This is a genomic window from Tepidiphilus olei (assembly GCF_006980705.1).
GTDB classification, from domain to species: domain Bacteria; phylum Pseudomonadota; class Gammaproteobacteria; order Burkholderiales; family Rhodocyclaceae; genus Tepidiphilus; species Tepidiphilus olei.
In genome coordinates, this window is record NZ_SBHO01000012.1 from 1 (window position 1) to 22,151 (window position 22,151).

Annotated in this window: 21 protein-coding genes, 1 other RNA gene and 1 pseudogene; 5 read left to right on the forward strand and 18 right to left on the reverse strand. The window is 64.9% G+C overall.

Annotated features, from left to right (window positions below; all coding sequences use genetic code 11):
- A partial coding sequence (locus EPD80_RS10540; protein WP_185957768.1) for an HNH endonuclease occupies positions 1 to 517 on the forward strand: 517 nt, incomplete at its 5' end.
- Between the two features lie 112 nt (positions 518 to 629).
- A pseudogene (locus EPD80_RS10545) lies at positions 630 to 770 on the forward strand (transposase); the annotation flags it as partial.
- 127 nt (positions 771 to 897) lie between these two features.
- Here EPD80_RS10545 and groL read toward each other — a convergent pair.
- The 3 genes from groL to EPD80_RS10560 all read right to left on the reverse strand — a co-directional run bounded on the left by groL (position 898) and on the right by EPD80_RS10560 (position 4,078).
- A complete protein-coding gene (gene groL, locus EPD80_RS10550; RefSeq protein WP_142811656.1) occupies positions 898 to 2,532 on the reverse strand; it encodes a chaperonin GroEL in 1,635 nt (544 codons plus the stop codon).
- Between the two features lie 50 nt (positions 2,533 to 2,582).
- A complete protein-coding gene (gene groES / locus EPD80_RS10555) occupies positions 2,583 to 2,873 on the reverse strand; it encodes a co-chaperone GroES (RefSeq protein ID WP_142804555.1) in 291 nt (96 codons plus the stop codon).
- Positions 2,874 to 3,067: 194 nt separating this feature from the next.
- Complete coding sequence (locus EPD80_RS10560) at positions 3,068 to 4,078, reverse strand: class 1 fructose-bisphosphatase (protein WP_142811658.1); 1,011 nt, start codon at positions 4,076 to 4,078, stop codon at positions 3,068 to 3,070.
- 140 nt (positions 4,079 to 4,218) lie between these two features.
- On the opposite strand from EPD80_RS10560, the gene EPD80_RS10565 reads away from it, so the two are divergent.
- Positions 4,219 to 6,222 (forward strand): OPT family oligopeptide transporter, encoded by a 2,004-nt coding sequence (locus tag EPD80_RS10565; protein WP_142811660.1) that lies wholly within the window; start codon positions 4,219 to 4,221, stop codon positions 6,220 to 6,222.
- On the opposite strand, the gene EPD80_RS10570 is transcribed toward EPD80_RS10565, so the two are convergent.
- Genes EPD80_RS10570 through EPD80_RS10590 form a run of 5 tightly spaced genes read right to left on the reverse strand, consistent with a single transcriptional unit; the run spans position 6,219 to position 11,777 of the window.
- On the reverse strand, positions 6,219 to 7,013 hold the full coding sequence (locus EPD80_RS10570) for an EAL domain-containing protein (protein WP_142811662.1): 795 nt from the start codon (positions 7,011 to 7,013) through the stop codon (positions 6,219 to 6,221). The genes EPD80_RS10565 and EPD80_RS10570 overlap by 4 nt on opposite strands.
- A 50-nt stretch (positions 7,014 to 7,063) precedes the next feature.
- A complete protein-coding gene (locus EPD80_RS10575; protein ID WP_142811664.1) occupies positions 7,064 to 8,050 on the reverse strand; it encodes a YbgA family protein in 987 nt (328 codons plus the stop codon).
- Positions 8,028 to 9,797: an aminodeoxychorismate synthase component I gene (pabB, locus tag EPD80_RS10580; RefSeq protein WP_142811666.1), complete on the reverse strand. Its 1,770-nt coding sequence runs from the start codon at positions 9,795 to 9,797 to the stop codon at positions 8,028 to 8,030. Before pabB ends, EPD80_RS10575 begins: the two co-directional genes overlap by 23 nt.
- Positions 9,798 to 9,801: 4 nt before the next feature.
- Positions 9,802 to 10,392, reverse strand: coding sequence for a DedA family protein (locus tag EPD80_RS10585; protein ID WP_142804550.1), 591 nt, complete (start codon positions 10,390 to 10,392; stop codon positions 9,802 to 9,804).
- Positions 10,392 to 11,777, reverse strand: coding sequence for an MATE family efflux transporter (locus tag EPD80_RS10590; RefSeq protein WP_185955374.1), 1,386 nt, complete (start codon positions 11,775 to 11,777; stop codon positions 10,392 to 10,394). The genes EPD80_RS10585 and EPD80_RS10590 overlap by 1 nt, the downstream gene beginning before the upstream one ends.
- Before the next feature lie 231 nt (positions 11,778 to 12,008).
- Here EPD80_RS10590 and EPD80_RS10595 point away from each other — a divergent pair, with 231 nt between their 5' ends.
- On the forward strand, positions 12,009 to 13,265 hold the full coding sequence (locus EPD80_RS10595; protein ID WP_142811668.1) for a D-amino acid dehydrogenase: 1,257 nt from the start codon (positions 12,009 to 12,011) through the stop codon (positions 13,263 to 13,265).
- Positions 13,266 to 13,267: 2 nt separating this feature from the next.
- Here EPD80_RS10595 and EPD80_RS10600 read toward each other — a convergent pair whose 3' ends face one another.
- The 8 genes from EPD80_RS10600 to dnaX form a co-directional block, all read right to left on the reverse strand.
- A complete protein-coding gene (locus tag EPD80_RS10600) occupies positions 13,268 to 13,678 on the reverse strand; it encodes a stringent starvation protein B (protein WP_142811670.1) in 411 nt (136 codons plus the stop codon).
- A gap of 2 nt (positions 13,679 to 13,680) precedes the next feature.
- Positions 13,681 to 14,283 (reverse strand): glutathione S-transferase N-terminal domain-containing protein, encoded by a 603-nt coding sequence (locus EPD80_RS10605; RefSeq protein ID WP_142804546.1) that lies wholly within the window; start codon positions 14,281 to 14,283, stop codon positions 13,681 to 13,683.
- A gap of 108 nt (positions 14,284 to 14,391) precedes the next feature.
- Positions 14,392 to 15,147 (reverse strand): cytochrome c1, encoded by a 756-nt coding sequence (locus tag EPD80_RS10610; protein ID WP_142804545.1) that lies wholly within the window; start codon positions 15,145 to 15,147, stop codon positions 14,392 to 14,394.
- Positions 15,144 to 16,409, reverse strand: coding sequence for a cytochrome b (locus EPD80_RS10615; protein WP_142804544.1), 1,266 nt, complete (start codon positions 16,407 to 16,409; stop codon positions 15,144 to 15,146). The genes EPD80_RS10610 and EPD80_RS10615 overlap by 4 nt, the downstream gene beginning before the upstream one ends.
- Positions 16,410 to 16,425: 16 nt before the next feature.
- Positions 16,426 to 17,016 carry a ubiquinol-cytochrome c reductase iron-sulfur subunit gene (petA, locus tag EPD80_RS10620; protein ID WP_142804543.1) on the reverse strand — a complete coding sequence of 197 codons (591 nt, stop codon included), beginning with the start codon at positions 17,014 to 17,016 and terminating at the stop codon, positions 16,426 to 16,428.
- Positions 17,017 to 17,111: 95 nt separating this feature from the next.
- Entirely contained in the window at positions 17,112 to 17,711 is a 600-nt protein-coding gene (gene recR / locus EPD80_RS10625) for a recombination mediator RecR (protein ID WP_142811672.1), read from the reverse strand.
- A 6-nt stretch (positions 17,712 to 17,717) separates the two neighbouring features.
- A complete protein-coding gene (locus tag EPD80_RS10630) occupies positions 17,718 to 18,044 on the reverse strand; it encodes a YbaB/EbfC family nucleoid-associated protein (protein WP_142811674.1) in 327 nt (108 codons plus the stop codon).
- The gene (gene dnaX / locus EPD80_RS10635) at positions 18,034 to 19,839 is read right to left on the reverse strand and encodes a DNA polymerase III subunit gamma/tau (protein ID WP_142811676.1); all 1,806 of its coding nucleotides are present in this window, start codon (positions 19,837 to 19,839) and stop codon (positions 18,034 to 18,036) included. Before dnaX ends, EPD80_RS10630 begins: the two co-directional genes overlap by 11 nt.
- Positions 19,840 to 19,991: 152 nt before the next feature.
- Here dnaX and EPD80_RS10640 point away from each other — a divergent pair, with 152 nt between their 5' ends.
- Positions 19,992 to 20,879, forward strand: coding sequence for a ZIP family metal transporter (locus tag EPD80_RS10640; protein ID WP_142811678.1), 888 nt, complete (start codon positions 19,992 to 19,994; stop codon positions 20,877 to 20,879).
- 4 nt (positions 20,880 to 20,883) lie between these two features.
- On the opposite strand, the gene ffs is transcribed toward EPD80_RS10640, so the two are convergent.
- Positions 20,884 to 20,981, reverse strand: an RNA gene (gene ffs, locus EPD80_RS10645) — signal recognition particle sRNA small type.
- Between the two features lie 6 nt (positions 20,982 to 20,987).
- The gene (locus EPD80_RS10650; RefSeq protein ID WP_185957769.1) at positions 20,988 to 22,151 is read right to left on the reverse strand and encodes a heme biosynthesis HemY N-terminal domain-containing protein; all 1,164 of its coding nucleotides are present in this window, start codon (positions 22,149 to 22,151) and stop codon (positions 20,988 to 20,990) included.

Below are 22,151 nucleotides of genomic sequence, written 5' to 3' on the forward strand. Positions count from 1 at the left end.
GCTTTGGTCATGGGCCTGTCGCAGACACCCAAACAAAGGTGCAAAGTGGGTCAAAGACCGATACTGGAGACAGGAAGCTTACGCAAGAAAGCAAATCGTCGAAGGGGAAGTCACGACCAAACACTACACCAGAGACTGGGTGTTCGCAGCGACGATGAAGGATGCACGGGGTGAAGAGAAGGTGTTGAGGCTGGTAAAAGCCGCCGACACGCCGATCCGACGCCACGTCAAGATCAAGGCGGAAGCGAATCCCTACGACCCGAAATGGGACGCGTACTTCGATGAACGTCTTGCGTTCATGATGTACGCAGACCTTAAGGGAAGGAGGAAACTGCGGACGCTTTGGCTCATGCAGGAAGGGAACTGTCCGGAATGCGGAGAGAAAATTACGAAGGAAACCGGATGGAATATCCATCACGTCCTTCCGAAATCTCTCGGTGGAACGGACTCAATCTTTAACCTGCAACTCCTTCACCCGAACTGCCACAGACAGCTCCACAGCCAAGGTGGTAAGTGAACTGCCGGCTCCTGTCAAAAGGAGCTTTGCAGAGGCTTGAGCCGTATGCGGGGAAACTCGCACGTACGGTTCTTAGGGGGCGGGGCGGCAGTAATGCCGTCCTGCTACCCGACACCGGGAACTGCGGCGACGCACCCGGGTGGCCAGCATCTTCCCCAACATGGATTCCTGCCTGCGCCTGGTCTCGGCGCTGCTGGCCGAACTCGACGACGAGTGGATGACCGGCAAGGTCTATCTCAACCTCAACCCGTAACCCCAGCGTCATGACCAACACCACGGAAATTTACAGAAAAAAGGTTGCACAACCAAAAAAAAGAGCCCCGCTCGCGCGGGGCTCCCGGATCTCGATCCCTGCTCCCGGAAAGGAGCAGCGCGAGAAATCACATGTCCATACCGCCCATGCCCGCCATGGGGTTGGCGGCGGGTTTGTCTTCCGGCACCTCGGCCACCATGGCTTCGGTGGTGAGCATCAGGCTGGCGACGGAAGCAGCGTTTTGCAGCGCGGTGCGCGTGACCTTGGTCGGGTCGAGCACACCCATGTCGATCATGTCGCCGTATTCGCCGGTGGCGGCGTTGTAGCCGAAGTTGCCCTTGCCTTCGAGCACCTTGGCCAGGACCACGCTGGCTTCTTCACCGGCGTTGGCCACGATCTCACGCAGCGGCTGCTCGACGGCACGCATCACGATCTTGATGCCGGCATCCTGATCGTGGTTGGCGCCCTTGAGCCCCTTGGCGAGCACGGCCTCGCGGGCACGCAGCAGCGCCACGCCACCGCCGGGAACGATGCCTTCCTCGACCGCGGCGCGGGTAGCGTGCAGCGCATCCTCGACGCGGGCCTTCTTCTCTTTCATCTCGACTTCGGTGGCCGCACCGACCTTGATCACCGCCACGCCGCCGGCGAGTTTCGCCACGCGCTCTTGCAGTTTCTCGCGGTCGTAGTCGCTCGTGGCCTCTTCGATCTGGACGCGAATCTCCTTGATGCGCGCCTGGATCTTGGCCGGGTCACCCGCCCCGTCGATGATGGTGGTATACTCTTTGCCCACTTCGACGCGCTTGGCCTGGCCGAGGTCGTTGAGCGTGGCTTTCTCGAGCTGCAGGCCGAGTTCTTCGGAAATGACCGTACCGCCGGTAAGGATGGCGATGTCTTGTAGCATGGCCTTGCGCCGATCGCCGAAGCCAGGAGCCTTGACGGCGCAGGTCTTCAGGATGCCGCGCAGGTTGTTGACCACGAGCGTGGCGAGCGCTTCGCCTTCCACGTCTTCGGCGATGATGAGCAGCGGCCGGCCCGCTTTGGCAACCTGCTCGAGCACCGGCAGCAGCTCACGAATGGAGCTGATCTTCTTGTCGTGCAGCAGGATGTAGGGGTTGTCGAGAACGGCGATCTGCTTCTCGGCGTTGTTGATGAAGTACGGCGAGAGGTAACCGCGGTCGAACTGCATCCCTTCGACCACTTCCAGCTCGTTTTCGAGCGACTTGCCGTCTTCGACCGTGATCACGCCTTCCTTGCCGACTTTCTCCATCGCTTGAGCGATGATGTCGCCGATCGACTGGTCGGAGTTGGCGGAAATGGCACCGACCTGGGCGATCTCCTTGCTGGTGGTGCAGGGCTTGGAGATCTTCTTGAGCTCGTCGACGATCGCAACGACGGCCTTGTCGATGCCACGCTTGAGATCCATCGGGTTCATGCCGGCGGCGACGTACTTCATGCCCTCGCGCACGATGGCCTGGGCGAGCACGGTCGCGGTGGTGGTACCGTCACCGGCCACGTCCGAGGTCTTGGAAGCGACTTCCTTGACCATCTGCGCGCCCATGTTCTCGAACTTGTCCTTGAGTTCGATTTCCTTGGCGACCGACACGCCATCCTTGGTCACGGTCGGAGCGCCGAAGCTGCGCTCGAGCACGACGTTGCGACCTTTGGGGCCGAGCGTCACTTTGACCGCATTGGCGAGAATGTTGAGACCCGCCACCATCCGCTCGCGGGCTACGTCACCGAATTTGACTTCCTTGGCAGCCATGGATCATGCCTCCTGAAAAGATTCCGAAAAGGGTTGGAGTCGCAGCGCGATCAGTCTTCGATCACGCCGAGGATGTCTTCTTCGCGCAGCACGAGCAGCTCTTCGCCCTCGACTTTCACGGTTTGACCGGCATACTTGCCGAAGAGCACCTTGTCGCCCGGTTTCACCGACATGGGGCGCACGCTGCCGTCTTCGAGGATCTTCCCGTTGCCCACGGCGATCACTTCGCCCTGATCGGGTTTCTCGCCCGCAGTGTCCGGAATCACGATGCCGCTGGCGGTCTTGCGCTCGGACTCCAGACGCTTGACGATTACGCGATCATGCAAAGGACGGATTTTCATGGTGTCGACTCCTCTGGTTCGGATACAGGGTTTGAACACACCCAACGGCGACCCGTTGTTAGCACTCACCGTTGTCGAGTGCTAATAATAAGGATCTTCGCTCCGAATTTCAAGAGGGTCGTTGTACCAACGGAGAGTCGATACGCCTCGTGCCCATGAAGGCAGCGCACGAGGCGTCGCGAAAAGAATGGAAGTCAGGAGGCGTCTTCGGCCTCGTGATAGGCACGCACGCGCTCGACCTCTTCCGTCGAGCCCAAGATCACCGGCACGCGCTGGTGCAGCCGCTGCGGCACGATCTCGAGGATGCGCCGCCGCCCGTCGATGGCCGCCCCGCCCGCTTGCTCGACCAAGAAAGCCATGGGGTTGGCCTCGTAGAGCAGGCGCAGCTTGCCGCCTTGCGCCCGGTTCTTCGCATCCAAGGGATAGAGGAAAATCCCGCCACGGGACAAAGTGCGGTGCACGTCGGATACCATGGAAGCCACCCAGCGCATGTTGAAATCGCGCCCGCGCGGCCCCTCCTTGCCGGCGATGAGCTCCTCGATGTAGCGGCGCACCGGCGGTTCCCAGAAACGCATGTTGGAGCAGTTGATGGCGAATTCGCTCGTTTGATAAGGAATCGTCATGAACGGGTGGGTATAGACGAAGTAGCCGAATTCCCGATCGAGGGTAAATCCATGCACGCCATTGCCGGTGGTGATGACGAGCTGGGTGGCCGGACCATAGATGGCATAGCCGGCGGCAGCCTGGGCGGTGCCCGGTTGCAGGAAGGAAGCCTCGGTCGGGATCGCCTCCCGATCGGGATTGCGTAGCACCGAGAAGATGGTGCCCACGGAGATATTGACGTCGATGTTTGAGGACCCATCGAGCGGATCGAACAAAAGCAGGTAGCCGCCGCGCGGATACTCGAAGGGGATTTGGCAGATTTCCTCGACTTCTTCGGACGCCATGGCAGCGAGGTGCCCGCCCCATTCGTTGGCCTGCAGCAGCAGTTCGTTGGCGATGACGTCGAGTTTCTTCTGGACTTCACCCTGGACGTTCTCCACACCGGTCTCGCCATGCACGTCCCACAGCCTACCTTTGGAGATGGTCACGGCGATGGCCTTCACGGCACGGGCGACGACCTCCACGAGGAGCCGCAGGTCGGCATCGAGCCGTCCGGCGCGTTGTTCTTCGATGAGGAATTGCGAGAGACTGACACGGCGCATGGGAAAGACTCCAGCGGTTGGCGGAAAAGAGAATTATCGCGCCAAGGTGGGTTCTTTGACACGATCACCGACGATGAAGACGAATCGCACACGAAAAAATTTCAGCTATATTCTTCGCCTCACCGCCTTGGAGGAAGCCGATGATCGAACGCATCCCCGACGACACCGACTTGCCGGAGCTGACGCTGCGCGGCATGTTGCTCGGAGCCGTGCTCACCGTGATCTTCACCGCAGCCAACATTTATCTCGGGCTCAAAGTAGGGCTGACGTTTGCCTCTTCGATCCCCGCGGCGGTGATCTCCATGGCGGTGCTGCGCCATTGCCGCGGGGCGAACGTCCTCGAAAACAACATGGTTCAGACGCAAGCCTCGGCCGCGGGAACGCTATCGGCCATCATCTTCATCCTGCCCGGCCTGCTGATGATCGGTCATTGGCAGGGATTCCCCTTCTGGCTGACGGCAGTGGTGTGTGGCGTGGGCGGACTCTTGGGCGTGGTCTACACCATTCCCTTGCGGCGAGTAATGGTAGTCAACAGCCCCCTGCCCTATCCTGAAGGGGTGGCTGCAGCCGAAATCCTACGCGTGGGCGAACTCGCGCGGGAGAAAGACAACAAGAAGGCAATCGCCCAAGGACAAGCGCAGGCGCGCGAGATCGCCTTCGGCGGCATGCTCGCCGCGGTGGTCACCCTTTGTTCCAGCGGTTTCCGTTTTCTGGCCGAAAGCTTTACCGCCTGGATCCCGCTCGGAGCGGCCACGGTGCGCCTGTCGGTGGGTTTCTCGCTCGCGCTCGTCGGCGCCGGCTACCTCATCGGGCTGGCGGCAGGCTTGGCGATCCTGCTGGGGCTCGTGGTCGCCTGGGGCGTGATCGTACCCTGGCTGACGATGCAGGCCACGCCCGCAGCAGACCAGACGCTGGCGGCGCAGGCCATGAGCCTGTGGCACCAGCAGGTACGATTCTTCGGTGCCGGTACCATCGGCGTAGCGGCCCTATGGACGCTCGCCACGCTCGCCAAGCCGATGTGGGACGGAATCCGCACCGCGCTCGAGGCAGTCCATCTGGGCAATGAGGCTGCCCCTCGTACGGAACGGGATCTCTCGCCCCGGGCGATCCTCGCCGTGGGACTGGCATCTCTCCTCGTGCTGCTGCTCGCCTTCCACCGCTTTCTCACGGCGGCCGACTCTGGCCTCGGCCTCTTCGCCTATGCCGTCCTGGTGCTCGCCTGCGTGCTCTTCGCAGCGCTCTTTGGCTTTCTCATCGCCGCGGCGGCAGGATACATGGCAGGACTCGTCGGCTCTTCGAGTAGCCCCATTTCCGGTATCGGCATCCTCGCCGTGATTCTCATCTCGCTCATGCTGCTCGCTTTTGGTGGCGCCGTGCCGCAGCTCACCGGCGCCAACGAGGGCAAGCTCGCCGTGGCCCTCGCGCTCTTCACCACTTCGGTGGTGGTGGCGATCGCGGCCATCTCCAACGACAACCTGCAAGATCTCAAGACCGGTTACCTCGTCGGCGCGACTCCCTGGCGCCAGCAGGTGGCGCTGATGATCGGCTGCGTGGTGGGCGCCCTGGTGATTCCGCCAGTGCTCGAGCTCCTTTACCAGGCCTATGGATTTGCCGGTGCGCTGCCTCGCCCCAACATGGACCCGGCGCAAGCGCTCTCCGCTCCGCAAGCCACCCTGATGACGGCGATCGCCATGGGTATCTTTCACGCCACACTGGAGTGGAAGATGATCCTGGGCGGCGTGGCGCTCGGCGCCGTGCTCATCGCGCTCGACCGGCTCCTGCGCCGTAGCGGCTCGGGCTCGCTGCCAGTGCTCGCCGTGGGGCTGGGCATCTACCTGCCGCCGACCATCGGCATGACCCTGGTGGTCGGGGCGTTACTGGGTCATGCCGTCGAACGGGCCCTGGCCCGCCGCCCGGCCGCCGAGCGCGCAGAGCCCCGGCGTCGCGGTGTCCTGCTTGCCTCGGGTTTCATCGTCGGCGAAAGTCTCATGGGCATCGTGCTCGCCGCGCTCATCGCCGGTACCGGCAAGGAAGCGCCGCTCGCGCTCGTGGGCGAAGGGTTCGAGCCAGTGGCGCAGTGGCTGGGGCTGGCGGTGCTCGTCGCGGTGTGCCTTCTTTTTTACCGCCGCGTCGCCTTGCGCTAAGAAGCGGAAGAGGCCGTGTCGCCGGTTTGCATCTGCCAGCGCACCGGCGGCAAACACTCGAACCCCGGCTTGGCAAAGAAATACCCTTGCATCAGACGCACGCCGCGCGCGACGAACCACTGCGCCTCCTCGGCCTGCTCCACGCCTTCGGCGAGCACCTTCACGCCCAGCTCCCGGCAGGTGAGCAACAATCCCTCGAGGATCGCCTGCTTGACGCGATCACGATGCACATCGCGCACCAGGGCCATGTCGATCTTGATGAGATCGGGCACGAAGCGCGCCAGCATGTTCAGCCCCGAATGCCCCGCGCCGAAATCGTCGAGGGCGGTGAGAAATCCGCGCGAACGGTAGTAAGCAAAGATGTTCGTGAGATGATCGACCTCGTCGATGCGCTCCCCCTCCGTCACCTCGAAGAGGATTTTCTCGGCGGGAAATCCGCATTCCCTTGCCGCCTCCAGGGTGCTGCGGATGCACAGGGAAGGCTCATAGACCGCATTGGGCAGGAAATTGATGCTCAGATATCGATCCAGCCCCAGACGGCTCGCCAAGGTGATCGCGCGCACGCGGCAGGCCTGGTCGAAGGCGTAGCGGTTGGTATCGTCGACCTGGCCGAGCACGGTCATCGCCGGTTCGCCTTGAGGTCCGCGCACCAGCGCCTCGTAGCCGAACACCTCGCGTCGCGCCACGTCGACGATCGGCTGAAAGGCAAAAGTGAAGGCGAATGCTACTTCCTCGCGGCAGCGGTCGCAACCGGAACGCAAGACTTCTTCCGGGGGAAACAGGGTGGGCATGGCAGGACCTCCGGCGTGCTGGCAATGCTGCATGATAACAGCGGCGGCCCTCACAGCGCGTTGCGCAACCCCAGCCGGGGCGGATGCGGTTCGAGATAGACCTGCTGCGCCAGATAGGGATCGGGGTAGCGGCGCAGGTGGTGGCGCAGCAGCACGAGCGGCGCGACGAGCGGCACCACACCCTCTCGATACTGCGCGATGAGCTCCTGCAATTCCTGCCGCTCCTCGGCCGGCAGCACCCGACGCAGGTAACCGGCCAGATGCTGCAGCACGTTGGCGTGGGTGCCGCGCGTGGCGCGCCTTCTCAGGGCGGCCATGAACGCCGGAAAGTAGTGCGCCGCGAACGTCTCGGGATCTTCCTTGCCCAGCCCGGCCACCAAGCGCCCCAGGGTGCGGTAGCCCGCGGGGTCGTGCGCGAGTAGCAAATACTTGTAGCGTGAATGGAACGCGACGATCGCCCCGCGCGTGAGACCTTCGGCGAGCAGGCGCTGCCATTCGCCGTAGGCCCGCACCCGGACGACGAAATTCTCCAGCAGCACCGGATCGTGCAACCGCCCTTCCTCCTCGATGGGCAGCTCCGGCAGACGGCGCGCGAGCGTGGCCGCGAAAATGCCACTGCCGAACTGCGGCGGCCGGCCGTCTTCCCGATAAACCTTGACCCGAAAAAGACCACAAGAAGGCGAGCGCTGCATGAGAATGACCCCGCTCACCCCTTCGAGCGTCGCCGCCACGCGCTCGGCCCATTCTTGCAGACGCTCCGTCACGTCGAGCGAGGCATCACCCACGCCCACGGCCCGGGGAGATTCGGGCGAACCGACGAGGCGGATGGGCGGGCGCGGCGTGCCCAGTCCGATCCCCACTTCCGGACACAAGGGCACGAAGTCGAACGCCTGGCCCAGCAGCTCGACGCACAAGGCCGAGCGCTTGTGCCCGCCGTTGTAGCGCACCGGCTGCCCCAGCACGCAGGCGCTCACGGCAAGCTTCAGGCGCTCCGCCCCTTGTAGGGCCTGACTTTCATTCCCCACACCCTGGCGCATCGTTTTCCTCCTCCCGCATCAAGACCACCGACACCCAACCGCGCAAGGCATTGAGAAAAGCAAGCTCTTCGGCTGAGCCGAGCTCCTCACGGCGGATCCGTCGTTCGACGAGCCGCCCCTGCGTCAAGAGTATGCGGCGCATCACGCCATCGAGCAAACCACAGCACAGCGGCGGGGTATACCACGTTTCACCGAATCGCACCGCGACGTTGCCGCGCGTGAATTCGGTGAGCTCACCTGCTTCGTTCCACAACAAGGTGTCGAATACCCCGGCGCGGGCGAGGACCTCGTAGGCTTCGCGTCGGGTCGTCTTGTAGCGCACGAACTCGCTCGTGCCATCGATGGGCGAGCGGGCGAGCATCACTTTGGGACGATCCGGCGTGCCGGGCACGGCATCGACATCGACCGACACCTTTCCCTCGGCGTCGAGCAACAAGCGCAGGCGCCCCGCCGGCTCGGGCCAAGAAGCCGCGGCCGAGCGCACCGCCGCCTTGAGCACGGATTCCTCACAGGGATAGCCGAAATACCGCGCTGCACGCAACAGGCGTTCCCGATGCAACGGCCAATGGGCCACCGCCCCGTTTTCCACGCGCATCGTCTCGAGTAGCTGAAAAGGACGCGCCGCCCGTTCGAGGAAAACGCTTTTGACGCGCCACTCACGCGCCTCGCTCTGGGCCCTCGCATCGGCGGTGATGGCGCTGCCGATCCCGCAACGCGCCCGCCCCTGCACGATCTCGACGGTGCGGATGGGTACGTTGAACGTCGCGTCCCCACCGGGACGCACCACTCCCATCGCGCCGCAATATACGCCCCGCGGCCCCTGCTCCAGACGGCGAATCCAATGCATCGCCCGAACCTTGGGCGCACCGGTCACCGAGCCGCAGGGAAAAAGCGCCGAGAAAACATCGACCAGGCGCACTTCTCGCCGCAGCACGGCCTCGACGTCGGAGCTCATCTGCCACACCGTCGGCCAAGCCTGCGTATGGAAGAGCCGCGGCACGCGCACTCCTCCCGGTTGGGACAAGCGCGAGAGATCGTTGCGAATGAGATCGACGATCATCACGTTTTCCGCCCGCTCTTTCTCCTCCGTGCGCAAACGCAGCGCCTGGCGTGCATCCTCTTCGGGGGAATTCCCCCGCGGCGCGGTCCCTTTCATCGGACGGCACAGGATCCGATCTCCCACGCGGTCGAAGAAGAGCTCCGGCGAGACGCTCGCCACCCGACGCCCCTCACCCGTGTCGAGAAAGAGCGCATACCCTCCCGGCTGCGCCCGGCGCAAGGCAAGAAAGAACGCCAGCGCGTCCCCCGAAAAGGAGCTCTCCACGGGCGCCGTGAAATTGAGCTGGTAGAACTCCCCCTCGGCGATCGCTCGATGGATGCGCGCCACCGCCGCCGTGAAGGCCGCATCATCCAATGTCTTGCGCCAAGCCAAAGGGGCATATTCTCCCGCTGTGATGGACTCTGGCCAGGGAGCGAGCCGTTCGAAGAGTGCGAACCAGACTAGAGGCGCTCCCGGCTCCGGAGCATGGATCTCCAAGGCAGCATCGAACGCGGCGGCCGCCTCATAGCTCAGGTATCCCACGGCCCACAGCCCGGCCCTCGCCGCAGCCTCGACCCGCTCGAGCACGATCGGGACCTCTGCGAAACGCTCGGCCTGCAGCACGCTGCGCAGTCCCGCGAAACGCCCCCGCAGCGGCACGTCCTCCGCTCTCGGTGCGGCAAAATCGATCCACGCTTCGGGAGTCACGCCCTCACCGCCCACTTTTTACCCTCCGACGACGCAACCCGCCCCGGCGCATCACCCTGTGCACCACCAGCACCAGCACGGCCAGCGCCCCCATGATCCAATACTCGTAACGGCCGAGCTCGTCGAGCCAGACCTCGACCGCGGCACCGAAGAGGTAGCCGGCGAGCACGATCACCGCCGCCCACAAGAGCGCCGACAGGAAATTGAGCGGCACATAGAGCTGCACCGGAATGCGGCTCATGCCCATGGCGATCGGCAAGGCGATGCGCAACCCGTAGAGAAAACGCATCAGCAGGATGAGTTTTACCGGATGGTTCTCGATGAGCACGAGGGCCCAGGTGATCTTGCCGCGCAAACGAGGCAAAGTCTCCAGCACCCAGCGCCCGTGCCTCCGACCAAGCCAGAAGAAGAACAAATCCCCCATCGTACCGGCAAAGGCCGCCACGGCCCAGACGAGCCAGGGATCGAGATATCCGCGCCGCGCGGCGTAGCTCGCCAGGAGCAGGATCGTCTCCCCTTCGAGAAAGCAACCGACGAACACCGCCAGATAACCGTACTGCGATACCAATGAAGGAAAATCGAGCGAGAACGTCATCACGCCTCCTTCGTCCTGCACCGCGACAACGCCGCATCGGCCACCGTGCGCAGCGTCAACGCCAGCCCACACGACACCAAGGCAAGGCCCACCAGCAGCCCGATCCAGAAACCGAACACTCCCAACGGGCGACCGAACGGCCCCCCTTCATAGCCGAGCCAGGCCCCCAGAGGGATACCCACCAGCCAAAACGCCCCGAGCATGAGGAGCATGGGCAGCAGGGTCACATGATAGCCGCGCAAAGCGCCCATCATGCACGCCTGCGTCGCGTCGAACACCTGCCATAATGCCGCCAGCACCAGGAGCGAAGCCGCGAGATCCCGCACCGCCGGATCCGAACTGTAGAGCGCCGTGATCGCATGCCGCCCCGCCAGCACCGGCCCCATCATCAGCACCCCGATCGCCAGCCCTACCGCCACTCCCATCCAGGCGAGCCACCTTGCCCGCGCCGGATCGCCCGCGCCCAGGCTCTGCCCCACCCGGATCGCCAACGCCGCGCCGATACCCGCTGGCAACATGAAAAGGAGCGAAGCCACGTTGAGCGCCACCTGATGCGCCGCGATCTGCACCGGCCCGAAGCGCCCGATCAGCACCGCGATGCCCGTGAAGGCCGCCACCTCCGCGAGCCCCGCCCCGCCCATGGGCAACCCTAGACGCAACAGGCGTTTCTGCCCCTCCAGGCTCGGCCAACTCCAGCCGCCACGCCAGAGGCGAAACGGCGCATAGGCCGGCGCGAACGCCGTCCACAGCCCCATCACCACGAGGCTGCACCACATCCCGATCGCCGTGGCCCAGCCACATCCCGCGCCCCCCAGAGCCGGCGCCCCCAATCGGCCGTAGATCAGCACCCAGTTGAAAAACGCGTTGATCCCGAGCCCGAGAAACGCTATCGTCATGATCGGTTTGGGCCGGTCCACGCTCGCCGAATAGAAGGCGAGCGCCCGGAATATCAGCGCCGCCGGCAGACCGCAGCCGATTCCTTCCAGGAAAAAGGTCGTTTTCTCCGCCAGTTCCGGCTCGATCCCGAAGGCGCGCAACACCGCCGGCACGAAAGGCAAGGCCGCCAGCGGCACCAGCGAAGTCCAGAGCGCCAGCCACATCGCCTCGCGGGTATCGCGCACGATGGCGCGATGATCCCCCGCCCCATAATGCCGCGCCACGAAGGGGCTCACCGCCTGCACCACGTTCATCAGGCCGATGAAGACCGGAATCCACAGCGCCACCCCCAGCCCCACCACCGCCTGCTCCTGCGCCCCCGCGTGCCCCGACATGGCCGTATCCACCAGCCCCATGAGCACGAACGCCACCTGCGACAACACCATCGGCCCGGCGAGGCGGAGCAACGCCCGGATTTCCGACCAGGGTTCGCACCCCCTTTCGCTCATCGTTTTCTCACCGAGAGCGTACCGGAGGTGAAGACGCCCGTAGCCGAGCCGATGAAAGGCGACGTAAGGTACGAGAAAGTGCAACGAATCATTCGAATTCCTCGACCGAGGGGAAACCTCGAAGTCTGCCACGAAAGCCATCTGCACGCGTAGCGTGTTTTTTTATGCGCTACACTGTTCGACATGCAAGGCAGGTGACTTCCCATTTCGTCCGATGGAGACAGGATCCCCATGAAAACCCTCGTGATCGGTGCCGGCGTCATCGGCGTGTCCACGGCCTGGGCCTTGTGCGAGGAAGGGCATACGGTGACGCTGGTGGATGCGCGGGAGGCGCCTGGGCGTGGCGCGAGCTATGCCAACGGCGCCCAGATTTCGGTGAGCCATCCTCAGCCCTGGTCCAGCCCCAGGGCGCCCTTGATCGCCCTGGAATCACTGGGACGCGAGGACGGGCCTTTTCGCTGGCGCCCCTCGCTCGATACCGCGCAATGGTGCTGGCTCACGGCCTTCCTGCGGGAATGCCTGCCGTCGCGCCACGAGCGTAACACGCGGGCGATCGCGCTGCTCGCGCGCCACAGCCTGCAGGTGCTGCGCCGCTGGCGCGAAGCGCTCAGCCTGGAGTACGACGTGCAGACCCGCGGCATCCTGCACCTCTTCTTCACCCCGCGCGACTGGGAAACCGGGCGGCAGCACGAGGCGGAACTGCGCGAGATGGGGATCACCGTTCGGGCGATCTCGCCCGCCGAGGCGGTGGAGATCGAGCCGGCGCTCGCGCCGGTGGCCGCGAAACTCTGCGGTGCCCTCTACGCGCCGGAAGACGAATCCGGCGACGCGCGCCGTTTCTGCGAGGAGATGGTGGAGCGGCTACGCCAGGCCGGGGCCGAAGTGCTCTTCGAGACGCGCTGGAGCGGTTGGCGTCTGGGCAAGGGCGGCTGCGAGGCGGCGCGCTTCGAGGGGTCGGCCGGGACGTTCGAACTCACGGCTGATGCGATCGTGGTCTGCGCCGGGGTGGATAGCCCGCGGCTGCTCGCACCGCTCGGCATGGAAGCACCGATCTATCCCGTCAAGGGCTATTCGCTCACGGCGCCCATCCTCGCGCCGGAGCGCGCGCCCACGGTATCGCTCACCGACGAATCGAAGCGCATCGTCTGCTCGCGGCTGGGGAACCGCCTGCGAATTGCCGGCACGGCGGAAATCGCCGGCTACGACGATTCGGTGCGTCCGGAGCGCATCGCGCCCTTGAGACGCTGGGCGGAGGCGATGCTGCCCGGCGTGGCGGATCTGGAAGCGGCCGAAGCCTGGGCCGGTCTGCGGCCGATGACGCCGGGCGGCGTGCCGCTCATCGGGCGCAGCCCCATGGCCAACGTGTGGGTGAACACCGGCCACGGTTCGCTGGGTTGGACGCTCGCCTGCGGTTCGGCGCAGGCGCTCGTCGCTCGCCTCGAAGGGAAAACGCCGCCCGGGCTGGAAGCCTTTCCCTTCGTGGGCTGAGCCTATTTCACCACGCGCAGGAATCCCCCACCCCGCTTGCCGGCGGGTTTTTCTTCCGGTCCCTCGGGTGGGGTCGGTTCACCGTCGGGTTCGGGCGCGGTGAACATCTCATCGGGCAGCGCGATGCCGTGCCCGGTCTCGCGCGCGTAGATCGCGAGGACGTTTTCCGCCGGCAGCCAGACGTCGAAGACCTTGCCGCCGAAACGGGCCTGGAAGGAGATGCCGTCGGGCTCGAAGGCGAAACGGTTGGTCGCCTCCGGCCCGAGGTTGAGCACGATGACCCCGTCCTGATCGTAGCCGCGGGGCACGCTCGCCCCCTCGACCTTGGCGCTGACGTAGGGCGTGAGCCCGCGGTCGAGGCACCAGTCGTAGAGGGCGCGGGCGAGGTAGAGTTTGGCCGAAGGGGGCAGCATCGTCACTTCCTCATGAGTTTTTCGGCAGGCGAGAGGGCGTCGATGAATCCCTGGCGGCTGAAAAGGCGCTCGGCATACTTCATGATCGGCGAGGCAGCCGAGGGCAACGTGATGCCGTAGTGCTCGAGCCGCCACAGCAAGGGCGCCATCGCCACGTCGATCATCGAGTAGTCCTCACCGAAGAGGTACTTCTGCCGGTTGAGGATGGGCGCGAGCTGCACCAGCTGGTCGCGGATCGTCTGGCGCGCCTGCTCGCGTGGCGCCTCTTCTTGCGCATCTTCCAGCACGCGCATGTGGCGGAAGAGCTCGTTCTCCAGCGTCTGCAGCAGCTGGCGCGCGCGGGCGCGCAGGATCGGATCGGGCGGCATCAGCTGCGGATGGGGAAAGCGCTCGTCGATGTACTCGTTGATGATGTTGGGCTCGAAGAGCACGAGTTCGCGATCGACGAGCACCGGGACCCGTCCGTAGGGGTTGATGCGGGCGACGTCGGCCTGTTTGTCGAGCAGATCGACGTCGGTGACTTCGAAATCCATCCCCTTTTCATAGAGGACGATGCGGCAACGATGGCTGAATGGATCGACCGATCCCGAATAGAGGTTCATCATGGTGTGCGTCTCACGAAGAAAAACGAACGCACCCCGGCCGGGGTGCGTGCGTGACGACGGGGCGCGGATCCTGCCCGGCCGGGCTGCGGCGCCCCGCCGCAGCTGGGTTCAATGGACGTCTTTCCAATACGCTTTCTTGAGCGCATAGGCGAGCGCAAAGAACACCGCCAGGTAGATCATCACCCAGATGCCGATGGATTTGCGTTTCTCGGCGATCGGCTCGCCCATCCACTGCATGAACGAGACGAGATCGGCCACCATCTCGTCGTATTCCTGCGGGCTCATCGTTCCGGGCTTGGAGAGCACGAGCTCGATCGACTGGGTACCATCGGGGTTTTGAGTGATTTTGGCCGTCTGCTCGCCCTGAAGTTCCCAGAAGACGTGCGGCATGCCGGCACCCGGGAAGACGACGTTGTTCCAGCCGTTGGGACGGGAAGGATCGCGGTAGAAAGAGCGCAGGTAGGTGTAGACCCAGTCCGCGCCGCTGCCGAACTCGGAATTACGCTGACGCGTCACCAGCGTGAGGTCGGGCGGAGCGACCCCACCGAACCACCTCTTCGCGTCCTGCGGCCGCATGGCGATGGTCATGAGGTCGCCCACTTTCTTGTCCGGCGGCAAGAGCTTTTCCTTGATCTCGTCTTCGGTGAAGCCGATCTCGGTGAGCTTGTTGTAGCGCATGAAGCTCGCGGAGTGGCAGGCGAGGCACTCCGCGACGAAGGTCGTCGCGCCGCGCTTGAGACGCTCGAAATCCGTAGAAAGCGGCGCCTTGTCGAGTGGCACCCCTGCGGCTGCGGCAAAAACGAGCGCGGGGGCGAAAAGGACGGCCGTGAGCAGCCGCTTGGCATGGACGATGAGGTTCTTCATTTCCAGGTCACCCTTTCCGGTTCGGGTTTGCAGGGATCGATCTTGCTGTACCAGGGCATCAGCAAGAAGAAGGCGAAATAGAGCACAGAGCAGATCTGCGACACCAGCGTGCGTCCCGGCGTGGGCGGCAATACGCCGAGATACCCGAGAATGAAGAAGGAGATGACGAAGATCGTGAGCGCGGTCTTGTAGATCGGTCCCTTGTAGCGAATGGATTTCACCGGCGAACGGTCGAGCCAGGGCAGGAAAGCGATGATGATGACCGCCGCGCCCATGGCGACCACACCCCAGAATTTGGCGTCGATGCCGAAGAGCGGGTAGGTGACGGCGCGCAGGATGGAGTAGAACGGTGTGAAGTACCACACCGGCGCGATGTGCGGCGGCGTGACCATGGGATCGGCCGGGATGAAGTTGTTGTACTCGAGGAAGTAGCCGCCGCCCTCGGGCATGAAGAAGAGCACCGCGAAGAAGACGATGAGGAAGCCCGCCACCCCGACGATGTCCTTGACCGTGTAATACGGATGGAAGGGGATGCCGTCGAGCGGGCGGCCGTTGGCGTCTTTCTTCTTCTTGATCTCGATCCCGTCGGGGTTGTTGGAGCCGACTTCGTGCAGCGCGATGATGTGCGCGGCCACGAGCAGCAGCAGCACCAGCGGCACGGCGATGACGTGCAGCGAGAAGAAGCGGTTGAGCGTGGCATCCGACACCACGAAATCGCCGCGGATCACGGTGGAGAGATCCGGCCCGATGACGGGGATCGCCGAGAAGAGGTTGATGATGACCTGCGCCCCCCAGTAGGACATCTGCCCCCATGGCAGCAGGTAGCCCATGAAGGCTTCGGCCATCAGGGCGAGGAAGATGAGCACACCGAAGATCCACACGAGTTCGCGCGGCTTACGATACGACCCATAGAGCAGCCCGCGGAACATGTGCAGATAGACGACGATGAAAAACGCCGAAGCGCCGGTGGAGTGCATGTAGCGGATGAACCAGCCGCCGGGCACCTCGCGCATGATGTACTCGACGCTGGCGAAGGCCACGGGGATGCCGGAAGCGTTGAGCGAGGCATCCGGCTTGTAGTGCATCACGAGGAAGATGCCGGTGACGATCTGGATCACCAGCACGAGCAGCGCCAGCGAGCCGAAGTAGTACCAGAAGTTGAAGTTTTTGGGTGCGTAGTATTCGGTGAGGTGCTCCCGGATCGTGGAGGTGAGCGGGAAGCGCTCGTCGATCCAGTGCAACAGTCCTTTCTTGGCAGTCATGTTCTTTCCTCGCGCGTCAAGCTTTGTCTTCGCCGATGAGGATCTTGGTATCGGTCAGGTATTGGTGCGGCGGCACGGTGAGGTTCGTCGGCGCCGGTTGGCTCTTGAACACGCGTGCGGCGAGGTCGAAATGCGAGCCGTGGCAAGGGCAGAGGTAGCCGCCCAGCCAGTCCTTGCTGATACCGCTCGCCTCACCCTTGGCGAACTTGGGCGTAGGGGAGCAACCGAGGTGGGTACAGATCCCGACGACGACGAGATATTCCGGCTTGATGGAACGGTGCCGGTTCTTGGCGTAGGGAGGCTGGATGGATTTCTCGGAATTCGGATCGGCAAGGAGCGGTTCGACTTCTTCGAGCGTGGCGAGCATCGCCTCGTTACGGCGCAGGATCCAGACGGGCTGGCCACGCCATTCGACGGTCATCATTTCGCCCGGAGCGAGCTTGCTGACATCGGCTTCGGCCGGCGCGCCGGCCGCCCTGGCGCGATCGGAAGGCGTGAGACTGGCGACGAAGGGAGCCGCTGCGGCAACCACGCCGGCTCCTCCGACGACGGAGGTGGCGATCAATAGCTGCCGCCGGTTGTCGTCCAACGTTTGATCCTTGCTCATGGCGCGAATCCTCGAGAGATGGGAAGACGGAACAAATTTGCAAATTATAAAGGATCGACGGGAGGCGTCCAAGAGGAATGCGGTGGCTCGACGCTTCAGGTGGCGTCGAGCCGGCGGCGGTCGATGAGCGCGTGCGCCACGGTGGCAGGATCGACGTATTCGAGCTCGCCGCCGAGCGGCACGCCGCGCGCCAGGCGCGTGACCGCCAACCCACGCGCTCGCACGCGTTCGGCGATCCAGTGTGCCGTGGCCTCGCCTTCGTTGGTGAAGTTGGTGGCGAGCACCACTTCGCGCACCTCTGGAGCAGCGAGCCGCTCGAGCAAACGCTCCAGCTCGAGCTCTTTGGGGCCGATGCCATCGAGCGGCGACAAGCGCCCCATCAGCACGTAGTAAAGGCCACGGTAGCTGTGGGTTTGTTCGATCGCTTCCATGTCGGCGGGCGATTCGACCACGCAGACGAGGGTGGCGTCGCGCGCCGGATCGCTACAGCGAGCGCACACGGTGGTCTCGCTGAAGGCATTGCAGCGCGCGCAGTGCGTGAGGGTGGTGAGCGCCGCCTCGATCGCCCGGGCCAGCCGCTGCGCGCCGCGCCGATCGCGTTGCAGCAGGTGGTGCGCCATGCGCTGCGCGCTCCTTGCGCCGACGCCCGGCAGGCAGCGCAGCGCCTCGATGAGTTCGTCGAGCGGCGTGGGCATGGACGCTCAGAAAGGCAATTTCATGCCCGGAGGCAAAGGCATGCCGGCAGTGACGGCGGCCATCTTCTCCTGGGTGGTCTGCTCGACCCGGCGCACGGCGTCGTTGACCGCGGCGGCGACGAGATCTTCGAGCATTTCCTTGTCGTCGAGCACGGAGGGATCGATGCCGACGCGGCGCACGTCGTACTTGCAGGTCATGATTACCTTGACGAGCCCGGCCCCGGCCTGCCCTTCGACTTCGAGGGCGGCGAGTTCGTCCTGCACTTTTTTCATGTTTTCCTGCATTTGCTGCGCCTGGCGCATCAAGCCAGAGAGGGCGTTCTTATTGAGCATGGCGTGTTCCTTGCGGTGGAGTTGAAGAAGTAGACCAGGTGACGCTGGCCTCGTCGAGCGTGGCGTCGAACCGTTCGACGAGCCGCTGGGTAACGGGGTGCGCCAGCAGCCGCCCGACGGCGGCGGCATGGGCCCGGCGACGGGCCTCGGCTTCGCGCTGCGCCGGGGTATCGGCGACTTCGGCCGCAGTGACACGCACTTGGACGCGCCGCCCCAGCACCTCGCCCAGCGCCTCGGCGATGCGATCGACGCATTCCGGGTGTAGTTCGAGCAGCACGCGGTGCGAGGCATCGAGTAGCAGCTCGACCATATCGCCGTGGACCGCGCGGCAGACGCAATGTTGCGCGAACTCGCGCGCGAGCCCGGTGAGACGCATGGCGGCAAACCATTCGTGCCAGGCATCGACCTCGCTGCTGCCCGACCGTACCGGCTCGCCCTGGCAAGACACGAGTGGCTCCCGCACGGAACGTGCACCGGACGAAGAAGGCTGCCCGGGCACCGCTTCCGTCCGTATCGGCGCAACACCTATCGCCTCGTGGGCCATCTCATCCGTAGATGCCCCCTGCTCGAAGCGCGACGGCGCGGTATCCAGGCGGTCTCTTTCGTCTACCAGAGGCGAAGCATCCTCGCTTGGCGAGGGACGCGGCGTGGCACTGGTCGTTTCACTGCGCGGCGCCGTGGCGGGGCCGGGCACGGCGGAAGGGGGCGTGGCGGTCGTCTGGGGCGCGAAGGCGAGCAGACGCAAGACGGCCATCGAGAAACCCACGGCGGGATCGGGCGCGAGAGGGAGATCGCGGCGCGCGTGCGTGAGGATGTCGTAGGCGAGCTGAAGGTATTCGGGGTCGAGCCGGGCCGCGAGCGGAGCGAGCGCCTCGCACGTCTGCGTCTCCAGGGCTTCGGGCGCGAACTGCAGCACGGCGAGCTGATGCACGAGCTGCGCGAGCGCGGCCAGGGCCGATTCGAGCGAGGCGCCGCTCATGGCGAGCCGGTCGGCGAGCGCGAGCGCAGCCGGGGCGTCGGCCGCCGCCACGGCCTCGAAGAGTTCGCGCAAGGTGGCGCTCGCCACCAGGCCCAGCATCTCCGCCACCTGCGTCTCGCGCACCTCTCCTGCCCCGTAGGCGAGCGCCTGGTCGAGGAGCGAGAGCGCATCGCGCATGGAGCCGCGCGCGGCCTGTCCCACGAGTTCGAGCGCCCCGCGATCGTGGGGCACGCCCTCGGCCTCCAGGATACGGGCGGCGTGTTCGGCGACGAGGGCGGGCGGCAGCGAGCGCAGGTTGAACTGCAGGCAGCGCGACAGCACCGTGACGGGGATCTTTTGCGGATCGGTGGTGGCGAGGATGAACTTGACGTGCTCGGGCGGCTCTTCGAGGGTCTTGAGCATGGCGTTGAAGGCATGCCCGGTGAGCATGTGCACTTCGTCGATCATGTAGACCTTGAAGCGCCCCTGCACCGGCGCATAGACGGCCTGCTCGAGCAAGGCCGCCATGTCGTCGACGCCGCGGTTGGAGGCGGCGTCCATCTCGACGTAGTCGGGAAAACGATCGGCGTCGATCGCCACGCACGCGGCGCACGTACCGCAGGGCTCGGGGGTGATGCCTCGCTCACAGTTGAGCGCCTTGGCGAAGATGCGGCTGATGGTGGTCTTGCCCACCCCGCGCGTGCCGGTGAAGAGATAGGCGTGGTGCAGCCGCTGCGTGGCGAGCGCGTGCGTGAGGGCGCGCACGACGTGGTCCTGCCCCACGAGCGCTTCGAAGCGGCGGGGTCGCCATTTGCGGGCGAGGGCGAGCTGGGTCATAGGGAGAATTCTACCGGATTCTCTCGACGACACCACGAAACGCCCTGGGATGGGAATTTTTTATTGAGATCATTTCTCAATATCATTTGCATTTGGCGCCCTCACACCTTATCCTTTCTTCAGGACGAGATCACGAGCACGAGGAGAATCCCATGATCAGCAAAGTCTTGGCGCGCTTCGGCCCGATGGGCACGGCGCACGAGCCGACGCAACGGAAAGGCGGTGCCTTGCGCGCGTTTCGCGCCGCGTTGGGATGGGCGATCTGGCTCGCGGGCGCGGCCGTGCTGTTCGCGGCGGTCTTGGTTCCCTTGAAGACGGCTTCACCTTGGGGTTTCCTCGTCTGCCTCTCCTTGTCGGCGGCCCTCGGCGGCTTGCTGATCGCGCGCACCTTGTCGTCGTGGGTGCTGGCTTCCCCTGTCACGGCCGAGATCTTTGCCGCCGGCGTGATGGGCACGAGCGTGATCGTAGGGCTCATCCTGCCCTCCATCCAAGAAATCGCCTCCCAGGACGGTGGGCAGGTACAAACGATGCTCCGGTGGATGCTGATGCTCGGCCTGGGGGCCGGCATGTTGGCCCTGCTCGATCGGTTGGTGCCGCACCGCCATGAGCCCCTGGCCGGGCAGGAGCGCTCGGCCCGCTTGTTCCTGTTTGCGCTCGCCCTGCACAACGTGCCCGAAGGGTTGGCGCTGAGCATGAGTGAGGTGCTGGGACCCAGCCTTGCCTTGGGCATCGCGATCCAGAACGTGCCCGAGAGCGTGCTGGCGATGTGGTTGCTCACGGCGGCGGGCTGGTCCGATAGGAAAGCGGGCGTCTGGGCTTTCGCCGCGGTCTCGGTGGAACCCGTAGTGGCGCTGCTGACGAAAAGCCTGAGTCTCGTCGGCACCGAACAGGCGCTCTCGATGGCCGGCTTGGCAGCCGGGGCCATGGGGTTCGTGCTGATCCATGAATTTGCGCCCCGGCTTCGCCAAAGCGGAATGCGGGCGATCCTGCCGCTCGTCGGCGGGGCGGCCTTGGTGTTGGGGCTGTCGTACTGGGTATGAGGAGGGTGGCGAGCCGAACCCCCGGCACTTGCGGGGAGCGGTTAGGGCTGCTGCCTTCCGGCCCTGACCCGGTTCCCGCGCCGCAATGCGGGGCGACCCGCCACGGCGCTATTCTAACACGCCTCGAGGAGCGGAAAGGGTCGCGCCATCGCGATCTGCGGTGCCCGCTCGCAGCCGCGAGCCAAAGCGTTCCAGCACGGCAGGATCGGCACCGACCCGACGCAACTGCGTGAGATAGTCCTGCGCCTTGCCCCACAGCTGCAGTTCGAGACAGAGTTCGACGAGGGCTTCGAGCACCGCGGGTTCTTCGGGGTGCGCCAAGCGCCATGCTTCCAGCCGGACGAGCGCCTCTTGCCGAGCGCCGGGTTCGACACAGTAGGGGTAAAGCCGAACCAGCTCCGGCAGCCAGCACTTGCTCAAGGCGTTTTCGAGGATGGGACGGAGCTGCGTGCCCTGCCCCCGGTCGAGCGCCAGCCTTGCCAAGGAAACGAGGAAAGCGGGATCGTAGCGTTCTTCCTTGGGTAGCCGTTTCCACCAAGCGGCGAGGTCTACCCCCAAGCTCAGCCGGGAGGAGGCATCGTCGAGGTGGGCTTGCCGGATGAGGGCAGCCGTTTCGTTCGCGTCCATGGCTTCGAGCGCGCGCAAGCGACGCGCCGATTCGAGCACTTCCTGCCAACGTTCTTCCCTTTTGGCGGCTTCCAGCCTCAGACGCAGCGCCGTGGCCTCGGGGAGACCGCGCAGTGCTGCGAGCCGCTCCATCGCCGCATGGAGGCGTTCGGGTCGCGAGCATCGTGCGCCGAACTCCGCCTCCAGCACGGTACGAACTTCGGGCCAACGCTGGAGCCGGGCGAGCCAGTTTTCCGCTCGGGATTCGTCGCCGCGATCGAGCGCCGTCACGGTGGCGAGCGCCGCACCGGCTTCGGAGAGATCGGGATATCGGGAGAGCCGTTCCGCCAAACGCTGGACCTTCGCCACATCACCCAGCACATGGGCGCGCACCAGCTGCGACAGCGTGTGTGTCGCCCGGCGCAAACGCCATGCCTCGCGCCGATTGCGTAGGGATCGGGGCAGTGCGATGAGCGAGCTTCCCAGCCGCAACAGGGCGTAGAGAGCCAATACGGTCGCCACGACCAACGATGCGAAAAGGGTGAGAGACAACTGGGCACGCCACGGAGGCACGACGAAGACCACGTAACCATCCACGCCCTCGATGGCGAGCCCTGCCGCCACCGCCAAAGACGCCACGAGCACGAAGGTAAGCAAGGCTTTCAT